Source organism: Sphingomonas rosea (genome assembly GCF_039538065.1).
GTDB classification, from domain to species: domain Bacteria; phylum Pseudomonadota; class Alphaproteobacteria; order Sphingomonadales; family Sphingomonadaceae; genus Sphingomicrobium; species Sphingomicrobium rosea.
Map to the genome: position 1 here is coordinate 1,131,465 of NZ_BAABBR010000001.1, position 11,690 is coordinate 1,143,154.

At 68.6% G+C, this 11,690-nt stretch carries 17 protein-coding genes; 5 read left to right on the forward strand and 12 right to left on the reverse strand.

Annotation, left to right across the window (positions count from 1 at the left end):
- Position 1 precedes the first annotated feature (1 nt).
- The 7 genes from ABD693_RS05625 to gluQRS form a co-directional block, all read right to left on the reverse strand.
- Complete coding sequence (locus ABD693_RS05625; protein ID WP_344696040.1) at positions 2-310, reverse strand: YggT family protein; 309 nt, start codon at positions 308-310, stop codon at positions 2-4.
- A gap of 43 nt (positions 311-353) precedes the next feature.
- A complete protein-coding gene (egtD, locus tag ABD693_RS05630) occupies positions 354-1,313 on the reverse strand; it encodes an L-histidine N(alpha)-methyltransferase (protein ID WP_344696041.1) in 960 nt (319 codons plus the stop codon).
- A complete protein-coding gene (gene egtB, locus ABD693_RS05635; RefSeq protein ID WP_344696042.1) occupies positions 1,297-2,529 on the reverse strand; it encodes an ergothioneine biosynthesis protein EgtB in 1,233 nt (410 codons plus the stop codon). The genes egtD and egtB overlap by 17 nt, the downstream gene beginning before the upstream one ends.
- Entirely contained in the window at positions 2,526-3,149 is a 624-nt protein-coding gene (locus ABD693_RS05640) for a flavodoxin family protein (RefSeq protein WP_344696043.1), read from the reverse strand. The genes egtB and ABD693_RS05640 overlap by 4 nt, the downstream gene beginning before the upstream one ends.
- A gap of 71 nt (positions 3,150-3,220) precedes the next feature.
- On the reverse strand, positions 3,221-3,775 hold the full coding sequence (locus tag ABD693_RS05645) for a cob(I)yrinic acid a,c-diamide adenosyltransferase (RefSeq protein WP_344696044.1): 555 nt from the start codon (positions 3,773-3,775) through the stop codon (positions 3,221-3,223).
- 4 nt (positions 3,776-3,779) lie between these two features.
- The gene (locus ABD693_RS05650) at positions 3,780-3,983 is read right to left on the reverse strand and encodes an HIG1 domain-containing protein (RefSeq protein WP_344696045.1); all 204 of its coding nucleotides are present in this window, start codon (positions 3,981-3,983) and stop codon (positions 3,780-3,782) included.
- Positions 3,984-3,995: 12 nt separating this feature from the next.
- Positions 3,996-4,832: a tRNA glutamyl-Q(34) synthetase GluQRS gene (gene gluQRS, locus ABD693_RS05655; RefSeq protein ID WP_344696046.1), complete on the reverse strand. Its 837-nt coding sequence runs from the start codon at positions 4,830-4,832 to the stop codon at positions 3,996-3,998.
- Between the two features lie 173 nt (positions 4,833-5,005).
- Here gluQRS and ABD693_RS05660 point away from each other — a divergent pair, with 173 nt between their 5' ends.
- The 3 genes from ABD693_RS05660 (at position 5,006) to ABD693_RS05670 (ending at position 6,438) form a co-directional block, all read left to right on the forward strand.
- The gene (locus ABD693_RS05660) at positions 5,006-5,572 is read left to right on the forward strand and encodes an HNH endonuclease (protein ID WP_344696047.1); all 567 of its coding nucleotides are present in this window, start codon (positions 5,006-5,008) and stop codon (positions 5,570-5,572) included.
- A 104-nt stretch (positions 5,573-5,676) separates the two neighbouring features.
- Positions 5,677-5,862 carry a hypothetical protein gene (locus ABD693_RS05665; RefSeq protein ID WP_344696048.1) on the forward strand — a complete coding sequence of 62 codons (186 nt, stop codon included), beginning with the start codon at positions 5,677-5,679 and terminating at the stop codon, positions 5,860-5,862.
- Between the two features lie 93 nt (positions 5,863-5,955).
- Positions 5,956-6,438 carry a response regulator gene (locus tag ABD693_RS05670; protein WP_344696049.1) on the forward strand — a complete coding sequence of 161 codons (483 nt, stop codon included), beginning with the start codon at positions 5,956-5,958 and terminating at the stop codon, positions 6,436-6,438.
- Here the strand turns inward: ABD693_RS05670 and galU are convergent.
- The gene (gene galU / locus ABD693_RS05675; protein ID WP_344696050.1) at positions 6,435-7,304 is read right to left on the reverse strand and encodes a UTP--glucose-1-phosphate uridylyltransferase GalU; all 870 of its coding nucleotides are present in this window, start codon (positions 7,302-7,304) and stop codon (positions 6,435-6,437) included. The genes ABD693_RS05670 and galU overlap by 4 nt on opposite strands.
- Positions 7,301-7,663, reverse strand: a complete 363-nt coding sequence (locus ABD693_RS05680) for a hypothetical protein (protein ID WP_344696051.1) — start codon at positions 7,661-7,663, stop codon at positions 7,301-7,303. Before ABD693_RS05680 ends, galU begins: the two co-directional genes overlap by 4 nt.
- Between ABD693_RS05680 and ABD693_RS05685 the strand changes: the two genes are divergently transcribed.
- The gene (locus tag ABD693_RS05685; protein WP_344696052.1) at positions 7,662-8,219 is read left to right on the forward strand and encodes a TlpA family protein disulfide reductase; all 558 of its coding nucleotides are present in this window, start codon (positions 7,662-7,664) and stop codon (positions 8,217-8,219) included. The genes ABD693_RS05680 and ABD693_RS05685 overlap by 2 nt on opposite strands.
- A gap of 5 nt (positions 8,220-8,224) precedes the next feature.
- Positions 8,225-9,760: an MFS transporter gene (locus ABD693_RS05690; protein ID WP_344696053.1), complete on the forward strand. Its 1,536-nt coding sequence runs from the start codon at positions 8,225-8,227 to the stop codon at positions 9,758-9,760.
- Here the strand turns inward: ABD693_RS05690 and ABD693_RS05695 are convergent.
- The 3 genes from ABD693_RS05695 to ABD693_RS05705 are packed head-to-tail and all read right to left on the reverse strand — an operon-like array spanning position 9,757 to position 11,677.
- Positions 9,757-10,092 (reverse strand): hypothetical protein, encoded by a 336-nt coding sequence (locus tag ABD693_RS05695; protein WP_344696054.1) that lies wholly within the window; start codon positions 10,090-10,092, stop codon positions 9,757-9,759. The two genes, ABD693_RS05690 and ABD693_RS05695, sit on opposite strands and share 4 nt — an antisense overlap.
- A 59-nt stretch (positions 10,093-10,151) precedes the next feature.
- Positions 10,152-10,982, reverse strand: a complete 831-nt coding sequence (gene dapD / locus ABD693_RS05700; RefSeq protein ID WP_344696055.1) for a 2,3,4,5-tetrahydropyridine-2,6-dicarboxylate N-succinyltransferase — start codon at positions 10,980-10,982, stop codon at positions 10,152-10,154.
- Positions 10,979-11,677 carry a pyrimidine 5'-nucleotidase gene (locus tag ABD693_RS05705; RefSeq protein WP_344696056.1) on the reverse strand — a complete coding sequence of 233 codons (699 nt, stop codon included), beginning with the start codon at positions 11,675-11,677 and terminating at the stop codon, positions 10,979-10,981. The genes dapD and ABD693_RS05705 overlap by 4 nt, the downstream gene beginning before the upstream one ends.
- Positions 11,678-11,690 lie beyond the last annotated feature (13 nt).

The following is an 11,690-nucleotide window of genomic DNA, read 5'->3' on the forward strand; positions in this document are numbered from 1 at the left end:
CTCACATCCCCGGCGCGGGGAGGGAGCGGAGGGCGTTACTGATGACCGGATTGATGAGGATGCCGATCAGCAGCAGCACGACCACCGGCGACAGGTCGAGACCGCCGAAGTCGGGCAGGATCTTGCGGAAGGGCCGGTAGAGCGGTTCCAGCACCCGGTCGAGGCCGGTCAGGAAGCGGCGCACGCCCTGGCTCGAGGTGTTGAGCACGTTGAACGCGACCAGCCACGACAGGATCACCTGGATGACGATCAGCCACCACGCGAAGTTGAGGAGGATGGCGGCGATTTCGAGGATTGTTCGAAGAACCATGCCGAGCCTCTAGCCGACCGCGCCTCCTCCCGGCAACACGCCCTCAGGGCGCGCTACGGTCCGCTTCGGCGACGGCGAGGTGGAGCGCGAAGTCGCCGGCCTCGTCCTTCCACTCCTCGAGCGGGGTCCAGCCGCCCGCGGCAAGCAGCAGCCGGCCGCTTTCGCTGGTATATTTGTGGCTGTTCTCGGTGTGGATGCTCGCACCGGCGGCCAAGGCGAAGGACTCGCCGCCGACGGTGAAGGCGACGTCCTCGTTGGCGACGAGGTGCATCTCGATCCGCGACAGCATCGGGTTCCAGCGCGCCTCGTGGCGGAAGGCCGCGACGGGGATGTCCCCGCCAAGCTCGCGATTGATCCGGTCGAGGAGGTTGAGGTTGAAGGCGGCGGTCACGCCCTGCGCGTCGTCATAGGCCGCGACGAGCCGGGCGACGTCCTTCACCTGGTCCATGCCGATCAGCAGCATCGCGCCCGTGCCGAGCGTCTCGCGGAACGAACGAAGGAGATCGACCGCGCTCGCGGGCACGAAATTGCCGACGGTCGAGCCGGGGAAGAAGCCGAGCCGGGGATGGCGCCGGACCGCGTGGGGAAGCGGGAAGGGGCGCGTGAAATCGGCCTCGATCGGCTCGATCCCGAGCGACGGGAAGCGCTCCTGGAGGCGTTCGGCGCTGCCGCGCAGATATTCGCCGCTGATGTCGACCGGCACGTAGAGCGCGGGGTCGATGCCCTCGAGGAGCACCGGGGTCTTGGTCAGCGAACCCGCGCCATAGTCGACGACCGAGCGGCCGGGTCCGACCCGGCGGGCGATTTCGGGCATGACCCGGCCGAGAATCGCGGTCTCGGTGCGCGAGGGATAATATTCCGGCAGCCGGGTGATGTCGTCGAACAGCGCCGAACCCTTGTGGTCGTAGAACCAGCGGGCGGGAATCGCCGGGGGATCCTGCTTGAGGCCCGACAGCACGTCGTGGAGGAAGGCGGGATCCACCCGCTCAGAGGTCGCGAGCAAGACGGACTCCAGTGAATTGCCAGCGCGCGGCCGGCGGGAAGAAATTGCGGTAGGTGGCGCGCGAATGACCACGCGGGGTGGCGCAGCTTGCCCCCTTGAGGATCATCTGCCCGCTCATGAACTTGCCGTTATATTCGCCGACGGTCCCGGGCGGCTGGCGGAAGCCGGGATGGGCGAGATAGGCCGTGCCGGTCCAGCACCAGACATCGCCGAACAGCGCGCCGCCGGCCGCCGGCATGACCGCTCCGGCCCGGTCGAGCTGGTGCCCCGCGGCGGGATCGGTGATGCGCGCATGGTCTTCCCACTCGGCCTCGGTCGGGAGCCGCGCACCGGCCCAGCGGGCGAAGGCATCGGCCTCGAAGAAGGAGACGTGCGCGACGGGCGCCTGGGGATCACGCTCCCGCAGGCCCGCGAGCGTGAAGGAGCGGCCGTCTTCGTGCCAGTAGAGCGGCGCGGTGATGCCCTCGCGCTTCACCCATTCCCAGCCTTCGCTGAGCCACAGGCCTGCGGTCCGGTAGCCGCCATCGGCGATGAATTCGGCCCATTCGGCATTGGTGACGAAGCGGTCGGCGATGGCGTGCGGCTGGAGCCAGACGGAGTGGCGCGGCCGCTCGCAATCGAAGGTGAACTCGTCGCCGTCCGCCCCCATCTGCGCTTCGCCGCGGCGGCCCTCGGTCCAGCCGGGCGTGGACGCGGCGCCAGGCTTAGCCGGGGCGGCTTCGGCATAGGCCGGCAGAAGCGGATTGGCGGCAAAGGTCGCGAGGATGTCGGTGAGGAACAGTTCCTGGTGCTGCTGCTCGTGGTTGATGCCGAGCTCGATCAGGGTCAGGGCCTCGGCGTCGAAACCCGGCATGGCGCGGTCGAGCGCTTCGTCGACATGGGCGCGATAGGCCATGATCTCGTCGAGCCGGGGGCGCGAGAGCATGCCGCGGCGGTCGCGCGCGAGCCGGTCGCCGGCGCCCTCGTAATAGCTGTTGAAGAGGAACGGCCAGCGCTCGTCGTGGGGACGGTAGCCCGGCACATGTTCGGCGAGCACGAAGGTTTCGAAGAACCAGCTGGTGTGCGCGAGGTGCCATTTGGCAGGCGAGGCGTCGGGCATCGGCTGCACGGTCGCATCGGCGTCGCTGAGCGGACCGGCGAGCGCGGCGGTGAGGCTACGAACCTCCCGCAGTCGCTCGGCGAGCGGGGTCTGGCGCAAGGAAGTCGCGAGGTTCACTGGTCCTTGCCCGTCCCGGGATAGGTCTTGGCGGCGAGCAGGCCGGCGAGGTGTGCGGCGTTGCGCGCCAGCGTCTCGGTCGCGGCGGCGACCTCGTCGGGGACTTGGGGCAGGTCCTTGAAGTCCTTCTTGTTCATCGCCTCTCCCACCCAATAGGTCGCACCGGCGGCGGGGATCGTCCAGCCCACGTCGTTCAGACCCTGGAAGAGGTCGGCGGTGACCCGGTGCGCGCCATCCTCGTTGCCGACGATCGCCGCGACCGCGACCTTGCCGCTGCTCGGCATCCGGCCCTGGTCGTCGGTTTCGGACAGGAAGGCGTCCATCCGCTCGAGAACCATCTTGCCGAGGCTCGACAGCTGGCCGAGCCAGATGGGGGAGCCGAAGACGAGGATGTCGGCCTCGAGGATGCGCTTGCGGAGCGCGGGCCATTCGTCGCCGTCGCCTTCGTCCGAAGAGACCCCCGGCTTGATCACATGGTCGGCGAGACGAATCGTGCCCGCCCATTCGACGCCGTGCTTCCGGAGGCCATCGGCGACGAGGTCGATCATCTTGTCGGTGGACGAGGGTTCCTTGCCGCTCGGCTTCAAGGTGGCATTGATGGCGATGGCCTTGAGGGTCACGAGCACTCCCGTCCTGATCTAAGCCGGTATAACCCTCAAAAGTCGTTTCAGTGCCGCACCTAGTCTTAAGTTCAGCGGGTGGCGCCGGGCTGCCACAGCACGTCACCGCCATGTTTCGACGCCACGTGGCGCGCGGTCACGAACAGGTGGTCCGACAGGCGATTGAGATAGGCGAGGGCGTGCGGGTTGATCGCCTCCTCGGCGCCCAGCGCGACGGTCCAGCGCTCGGCCCGGCGGACGGTGGCCCGGGCAAGGTGGAGGGCGGAGACCGAAACCGGGCCGCTCGGCAGGATGAAGCTGGTGAGGGGCGAGAGCTCCGCGTTCATCGCGTCGATCTCGCGCTCGAGCCGCTCGACCTGCTCGGGAATGATGCGGAGCGCGCCCTCCATCTCGCCGGGGGTGGCGAGGTCGGCGCCGAGGTCGAACAGTTCGTTCTGGATCCGCGAGAGGGCGGCCCTGGCCTCCCCGTCGAGCGAGACCAGCGCGAGGCCGATGGCGCTGTTGGCCTCGTCGACCTCGCCGATCGCGTGCATGCGTGGGGAAGCCTTGCTGACCCGGCTCCCGTCGACCAGCCCGCTGTCCCCGCCGTCGCCGGTGCGGGTGTAGATCTTCGTCAGCTTGACCAAGGACCTACTTCCCGCCGCCGGCGAGGAGCAGGATGGCCGCCGCGATGAAGATCGCGATGCCCTGGTAGAGGACGCGCTTGCGCATCCATTCCTGCTGCTTTTCCTGGTTGCCGACCTTGCCAGAAGCCATCGCCATGACCCCGCGGACGAGGACGTAGGCGGTGGCGGCCATGAAGCCGACGAGCAGGATGATGAGGAGGGTGTTCATAGCTTTTCCTACTTAATGGTCCGCGAGCCGATAACCAGTAGGTAGTGAGCCCGTGACGAGGGCGGCGGCGAGGGCGGGACCGTCGACCCCGGCCTCGCGCATCGCAAGCAGCGTGGGCGCGGAATCGCGCTTGGCGAGGCGGCGGCCATCCTCGTGGGTGACGAGGCGGTGGTGGAGGTAGGTGGGCTCGGGCGCGCCGAGCAGGTGCTGGAGGAGGCGCTGGACAGGGGTCGAGGGACGGAGGTCCGACCCGCGCACGACGAGGGTGACCCCGCTCTCCCAATCGTCGACCACGCAGGCGAGATGGTAGGAGGAGGGCGCGTCCTTGCGCGCGAGGATGGCGTCGCCGATCATCGCGGCCGATCCGTCGAAGCGGCCGCCATCATGCTCCCGCCAGCCGGGCACGCCGCCGGCCTCGTGAAGCGCCTTGGCCGAATCGAGCCGCCAGCTGTGCGGGGTCGAGGCGCGGCGCGCGGGATCGTCGGGCAGGTCGCGGCAGGTGCCGGGATAGGCGCTTCCCGCATCGCCGTGCGGCGCGGTGAGCGAGGCGGCGATGTCGGCGCGGGTGCAGAAGCAGGGATAGACGAGACCGCGCGCCTTCAATTCCTCGAGCGCCGCATCGTAGCGCGCGGTGCGCTCCGACTGGACGAGGGGCGCGCCGTCGGGGGCGAGGCCGAGCCAGGCGAGGTCCGCGAGGATGCCGCCGATAAATTCGGGCCGGGCGCGGCCGGGGTCGAGGTCCTCGATCCGGAGCAGCCAGCGCGTGCCGAGCGAACGCCCCAAGGCGGCGCTATAGGCATGGCCAAGATGAAGCCGGCCAGTCGGCGAGGGGGCGAAGCGGGTGATCACGGCGTCACGAAACACTCTTGACCATGAATCGGCAACTTGCGATTCATCACGACGTCACATCGGCTTGGCATCCGATGGGCACAAGGGAAGCGGCCGAAAACGGTCTCTCCTGCTTGCGTGCGACGAGGCCGGAGAGGTGCGTTCGGCAGGACCGAACGGAGACCTTCGCGCTCGTGTATCATCCCGAACTCATTCGCCATCCCGACAGCTGTCCGGCGCTGGTGCTGAACGCCGATTACACCCCGCTGTCTTATTATCCGCTGAGCCTGTGGCCGTGGCAGACCGCCGTGAAGGCAATGTTCCTCGAGCGGGTGGACGTCATCGCGCATTACGAGCGCGAGGTGCACAGCCCGAGCCATACGCTGAAACTGCCGAGCGTGATCGCGCTCCGGCAGTTCGTGCGGCCGAGCGAGCATCCGGCGTTCACGCGCTTCAACCTGTTCCTCCGCGACCGCTTCCGCTGCGTCTATTGCGGGAGCCACAAGGAGCTGACCTTCGACCATGTGATCCCGCGCGCCCAGGGCGGCCGGACGACCTGGGAGAATGTCGCCACCGCCTGCGCGCCGTGCAATCTCCGCAAGGGCGGGCGCACTCCGCGGCAGGCCGGGATGAGCATCAGCCGCTGGCCAGAACGGCCGACGAGCTGGCAGCTGCAGGACCATGGCCGGGCGTTTCCGCCGGGCTATCTCCACGACAGCTGGCGCGACTATCTCTATTGGGACGTCGAGCTCGATCCCTGAACCCGGCATGCCCTAAACTGTTGTTAAGGCGGCATTTATCTGTCGTGGCTAAGGAGCCGTAACGAACGGCTCGCGCATCTCGGCGAGCCCCGGGGGCGTCGGCAATGCAGGAGTATCGGGTGTACCTGCTCGACCGGGACGACAAGATCGTCTGGTCGAGCTGGATCGAAGCGGCGGATGTCGAGACGGCAGTCGTCCGGGTCCGGAACGATTACACTTGCCCGTGCGAGATCTGGGACGGGGCAAGGCGCGTGGCGGTGATCGGCGCTCAGACCGCCGATCTGGCGTGAGTCGCCGCCTTTCCTAACGATCTGTTAACCATTCGCCGCCACTTTGGGACCATGCTCTCGCCCGCGTCCCGATCGTCCCGCCCCCGCCTCCTCGTGGTGACCCCCAACCGCGGTCATCTTGCCATGCTTGCCAAGCGGCTGGGGGAGGAAGGCTATGCGCTGGCGACCGCGGCGGATGGGCCGGCGGCGCTCGGCGAACTCCACCGTTCGCGGATCGACCTCCTTCTCGCCGACCTCGTCATGGAGCCGATGAGCGGTCCCGAACTGACGCGCGCGGTGCGCGAGCAGGCCGCCTTTGCGCACCTGCCGATCATGCTGCTCGCGGGCCGGGCCGAACCCGATCCTGCGGTTCGCGCCTTTGCCGCGGGCGCCGACGACGTGATGCTCAAGCCCTTCCATTTCGAGCTGCTGGTCGCGCGGATCGAGCGGCGGCTGGCGGCGGCACGGCAGATTGCCGCGCTGCGCACCGACATGAACGCGCTCGACGCCCGCGCCGCGCTGAAGGCGGTGGAGCTGGGCGAACTCAAGCACCGGATGTACGCGCTCGAAGCCGAGCGCCGGCACCTCAGCGCCTAGGCGTTCGCCAGAGCCTCGCGCACCAGCGGGGCGAGGTCCTCGCGTTCGAGCGCCAGCTTCAGCGTCGCCAGCACATAGCCCGCGCGGTCGCCGCAGTCGTGGCGCACGGCATCGACCTTGACCGCGTGGAAGGGCTGGCTGTCGATCAGCTTGGCCATGGCGTCGGTGAGCTGGATTTCCCCGCCCGCGCCCGGCTCCTGCTGGTCGAGCACCGCCATCACCTCGGGCTGGAGGATGTAGCGGCCGATGACCCCGAGCCGCGACGGGGCGACGTCGGGCGCCGGCTTTTCGACCAGCCCCTTCACTTCCGTGAGATTGCCGTCGGTGCGGCCCGGCGTGACGATCCCGTAGCTGGCGGTCTTTTCGGGCGCGACTTCCTCGGCGCAGACGATGTTGCCGCCAACCTTGTTATAGGCGTCGACCATCTGCTTGAGCGCACCCGGCGTGCCGGCCATCAGGTCGTCGGGGAGGAGCACCGCAAAGGGCTCGTTGCCGACGACATGGCGCGCGCACCAGACCGCATGGCCGAGGCCGAGCGGCTGCTGCTGGCGGACGCTGATCAGTTCGCCGTAATCGGCGCGGCTAAGTTCCAGCACCTCGAGGCTCTTGCCCTTGGCGCGCATCGTGCTTTCGAGCTCGAACGAAATGTCGAAATAGTCGACCAGGCTCGACTTGCCGCGGCCGGTCACGAAGATCAGCTGCTCGATCCCCGCCTCGCGCGCCTCGTCGACCGCATATTGGATGAGCGGTCGGTCGATGACCGTCAGCATCTCCTTGGGCATGGTCTTGGTTGCGGGAAGGAGCCGCGTGCCGAGGCCCGCCACCGGGAAAACGGCCTTGCGGACGGGCATGAAGTCAGAACTCATCGGGGCTCCTGGGCATTGCTTTGCGTGTTGGTCGTGGGAGCGCCCAAATCGACTTCTGGTTCCGGCGCGGCTGGCGCGCCGCTCGGCGGGGGAAGATCGAAGCGGTCGGGCTTGCGCGGTTCGGACCGGGTCAGGATCTCGTCCACGCGGACCGGCCGGGCGATTGCCGGCGGGGTGAGGAGCTCGGTCGGGGTCGGGGTGGTCACCGCCATCTTGGGCTTGACCGGGAGCCGGCTTCCGGGCGCGGGCTTGAGCTCACCCACCTGCCCGCAGGCGGCGATCCCTAGCGAGAGCGCGAGCATGCTCGCCCAAAGCCCAAGCTTGTGCGGCGGGCGCCTTGGCGGGTAGCGCGTCGTCATGCGTGTTCTCTTTCTCGCCGCCGCGTGCGTCGCGGCATTGCTGACCGGCGGCTGCGATAAGCAAAGCCCCGGCCAAAGCCAAGCCAATGAGGGGGTCGCGGCGGCTAGCTCCGGCGGGCCGGGCCTCGACAGGAGCCAGGCCGGCAAGGCGATGCCCGACGTCGCGATCCTCGACGGCGACGGCGAGCAGACCAGCCTGTCGGCGATCGCTGGCGGCAAGCCGCTGCTCGTCAACCTGTGGGCGACGTGGTGCGCACCGTGCATCAAGGAGTTGCCGACGCTCGACAAGCTCGCCGCCAAGGGCGGCGTGCCGCAGGTGATCGCGCTCAGCCAGGACATGCAGCCGCAGCCGACCGTCGCCGCCTTCCTCGACGAGCGGAAGATCGGCCTCGAAACCTATCAGGACAAGGAAATGGCGGTGTCGAGCGCGCTCGGCGTGCAGATCCTGCCGACCACGATCCTCTATGGCTCGGACGGCAAGGAGATCTGGCGCTATTCGGGCGACCTCGATTGGACCGGGGCCGAGGCCGCGAAGATCCTCGCGCTGGCGAAATAGCCGGGATGGGGGGCTCGACATCGATCGTCGGCGAGCGCGCGGGCTGGTTCTGGCTGGGCTGCGCGGCGATCAGCGCGGGGGTGCTCCTCCACCTTCCGATGCTCGTCATGGCGCACCGGATGGGGAACCACCTGTCGGGCATGCCGATGGACTGGCAGATGCTGCTCGGCATGGTGCTGATCGGCGTGGGCGTGCCGCTTGCCTGCTGGGGCGCCCTTCCGAAGCAGCGCGCGCCGCACGGCAGCCACGCCGGCACCGATTATGAAGCCCCCGATTCGACGCCGCTCAATCGCTGGCATGGCCTGACTCTGTTCGTCCTCACCATCGGCCTCGTCATCGACGTGATGAAGCCCGCGACCCTGGGCTTCGTCCTGCCGGGGCTTCGCACCGAATATGGTCTCGAGAAGAGCACCGCAGCGCTGCTGCCGCTGGTCGCGCTGACGGGGACCACGGTCGGTTCCTTCCTGTGGGGCTGGCTGGCCGACATCTACGGCCGGCGCGTGTCGATCCTCCTGTCCTCGATCCTGTTCGCCTCGACCGCCATTTGCGGCGCGATGCCGGCGTTCGGCTGGAACCTCGTCATGTGCTTCCTGATGGGCGCGTCGGCGGGCGGGATGCTGCCGGTCGTCTACGCGCTCCTGGCCGAGGTCATGCCCCCGCGGCACCGAAGCTGGGTGCTGGTGCTGGTCGGCGGAACGGGACTCGTCGGCGGCTATCTCGCGGCAAGCGGGGCGGCGCACGTGCTCGAGCCCGTGTTCGGCTGGCGCGCCCTGTGGCTGCAAGGCTTCCCGAGCGGACTTGCCCTCCTCGCGCTCGCCCGGTTCATCCCCGAAACCCCGCGCTTCCTCGCCGAGCAGGGCCGGACCGAGGAGCTAGCGCGGATGGAACGGCGCTTCGGGCTGAAGCCGGCGCCGCGCGCCGCACCTCCGGCCGATGCCGCCGAAGCCGCCGCGCAGCACGGCAAGCTGACCCTCGCCCTCGTCATCGCCGCGCTGAGCTGGAGCTTCGTCAATTTCGGGCTGCTGCTGTGGTTGCCCTCCGACCTTCAGGCGCGGGGCTATAGCGCCGAGCTGGCGAGCGGCATCCTCGCGCGCTCCTCGCTGCTCGCGCTGCCGACGATCTTCGTGTGTGCCTGGTGCTATGCCAAATTGAGCAGCAAGTGGACGCTGGTCGCGACCATCGTGCTGACCCTGGTCGGACTGGTCGGTGCGCTGCTTCCGGCGGCGCTCCTCCAGTGGCAACCGCTGCTCATCGCGATCATCGCGCTGCTGATTCTCGGGACCAACGGGACGATCGCGGTGCTGCTCCCCTACACGGCGGAGAACTACCCGCTCGGCAATCGCGGCCGGGCGACGGGGCTGGTCGCTGGGAGCAGCAAGTTCGGCGGGGTGGCGGTGCAGGTCGCGGCGCTGGCGGGGTTCATCCCGACTTTGGTCGGCGCGGCAGTCGCCTTGATCATTCCGACCGCGATCTCCGCCGCCATGCTCGGCTGGGCCGGGCGCGAGACCCGGGGACGGTCCTTACGCGAGCTCGAGGCCTAGCGGCTCTCGAGCGCCTTGGCCTTGGCATCCGCCTCGGCGCGGATCGCGTCGCCCCGGTCATTGCCCTGCGCGCGGGTCAGGTCGGCTTCCTTCTCGAGGGCGTCGGCCTGCACCTCGAGCCTCTTTCCGTCATAGCCGCCGACCTGCTTGGCTTGCTCGCGCAGCGCCTTGGCCTGCGCGTCCATCGGGTCGGCGCGGCCGTCGGCCGCCTGCTCAACCGCATCGGCGCGCTCGTCGGCCTGCGCCTTGATGTCGTGGATCTGCTGCTCCTGCGGAGTCCGCTGGCAGGCGGCAAGCAGGAGCAGGGCGACGACAGGAACGGCGGATTTCATGGGTTCGACCTCGGGGGTAAGTTCCCGGGCCGAACGCATCATGACCTGTTCGGTGCCGCTTAGTCGCGCAGCAGTTCGTTGATGCCGGTCTTGGAGCGGGTGCGCTCGTCGACGCGCTTGACGATCACCGCGCAGGCGAGGTGCGGGCCACCGTTGGCGCTCGGCAGGGTGCCCGGCACCACCACCGAATAAGAGGGCACGCGGCCGTACATGACCTCGCCGGTCGCGCGGTCGACGATCTTGGTCGAGGCGCCGAGGAACACGCCCATCGAGATGACCGCGCCCTTCTCGACCACCACGCCCTCGGCGACCTCGCTGCGGGCGCCGATGAAGCAATCGTCCTCGATGATGACCGGCCCGGCCTGGAGCGGCTCGAGCACGCCGCCGATGCCCGTCCCGCCCGAAATGTGGACGTTCTTGCCGATCTGGGCGCAGCTGCCGACAGTCGCCCAGGTGTCGATCATCGTTCCTTCGCCGACATAGGCGCCGAGGTTGACGAAGCTCGGCATCAGCACCGCGCCCGGCGCGATATAGGCGCCGCGCCGGACGATCGCGCCCGGCACCGCGCGGAAGCCCGCCTCACCGAACTTCGCCGCATCCCAGCCCTCGAACTTGCTCGGCACCTTATCCCACCAGGGCGCGCCGCCGGGGCCGCCGGGGATGGTGTCCATGGCGTTGAGGCGGAAGCTCAGCAGCACCGCCTTCTTGAGCCATTGGTTGACCTTCCAGCCATCCGCATGCGGCTCGGCGACCCGCACCGTGCCCGCGTCGAGCATGGCGAGCGCCCAGTCGACCGGCTGGCGGACCTCCTTCGGCGCGTCGGGGCCGAGGCTGTCCCGCTTCTCCCACAACGCGTCGATGATCGGTTCGAGTTCGTTGTTCGCGTTCAAGCTTCGTCTCCAGCCAAATCGTGCAGCCACTCCGCGACGTCGGTGATCCGAAGGTCGATGTGGCCGGGGTCGGCGTCGTGATTGCCGCGCTCGGAGCCATTGTCCACCCACACCGTGGTCATTCCGAGCGCCTTGGCCGGGCGGAGGTTCTGCGCCATGTCCTCGACCATGCAGGCGCGGGCGGGGTCGATGCCCATCCGGCTGCACAGCAGTTCGTAGCCGTGCCGCTCGGGCTTGGGCCTGAGTTCGGCGGCGTGGATGTCGTGGAGATGCTCGAAGGCGTCGGCGAGGCCGATCTTCTCGAGGACCCGGCGGGCATAAGGCGCGTCGCCATTGGTGAAGACGAATTTTCGCCCCGGCAGGCGGCCGATGCCCTCGGCGAGGCGCGGATTGGCGTCGACCCGGTCGAGCGCGATGGCATGGACGTCCTCGAGGAAGTCGTGGGGATCGACCCCATGCTCCTTCGTCAGCCCGGCGAGCGTGGTGCCATGAGTGTGGAAATGATGCTTCTGGATCCGCTTGGCCTCGTCCGCCTCCACGCCGAGCAGCCGCTGGATGTAGGCGCCCATGCGCTCGTCGATCAGCGCGAACAGCCCGGTCGAAGCCGGATAAAGGCAATTGTCGAGGTCGAAGATCCAGGCATTCACCTGTCCGAATCGGACGCGGTGATGCGGGGCGATGGCGAAGGGGCTCATAATCGCGCCGATT

Excerpts from the sequence above, each read along its gene's own strand:
- ABD693_RS05625 (WP_344696040.1), bottom strand. The coding sequence starts at position 310 with ATGGTTCTTCGAACAATCCTCGAAATCGCCGCCATCCTCCTCAACTTC.
- ABD693_RS05650 (WP_344696045.1), bottom strand. The coding sequence starts at position 3,983 with ATGAACACCCTCCTCATCATCCTGCTCGTCGGCTTCATGGCCGCCACC.
- ABD693_RS05665 (WP_344696048.1), top strand. The coding sequence starts at position 5,677 with ATGCAGGAGTATCGGGTGTACCTGCTCGACCGGGACGACAAGATCGTC.
- galU (WP_344696050.1), bottom strand. The coding sequence starts at position 7,304 with ATGAGTTCTGACTTCATGCCCGTCCGCAAGGCCGTTTTCCCGGTGGCG.
- ABD693_RS05685 (WP_344696052.1), top strand. The coding sequence starts at position 7,662 with ATGCGTGTTCTCTTTCTCGCCGCCGCGTGCGTCGCGGCATTGCTGACC.
- ABD693_RS05680 (WP_344696051.1), bottom strand. The coding sequence starts at position 7,663 with ATGACGACGCGCTACCCGCCAAGGCGCCCGCCGCACAAGCTTGGGCTT.
- ABD693_RS05690 (WP_344696053.1), top strand. The coding sequence starts at position 8,225 with ATGGGGGGCTCGACATCGATCGTCGGCGAGCGCGCGGGCTGGTTCTGG.
- ABD693_RS05695 (WP_344696054.1), bottom strand. The coding sequence starts at position 10,092 with ATGAAATCCGCCGTTCCTGTCGTCGCCCTGCTCCTGCTTGCCGCCTGC.
- ABD693_RS05705 (WP_344696056.1), bottom strand. The coding sequence starts at position 11,677 with ATGAGCCCCTTCGCCATCGCCCCGCATCACCGCGTCCGATTCGGACAG.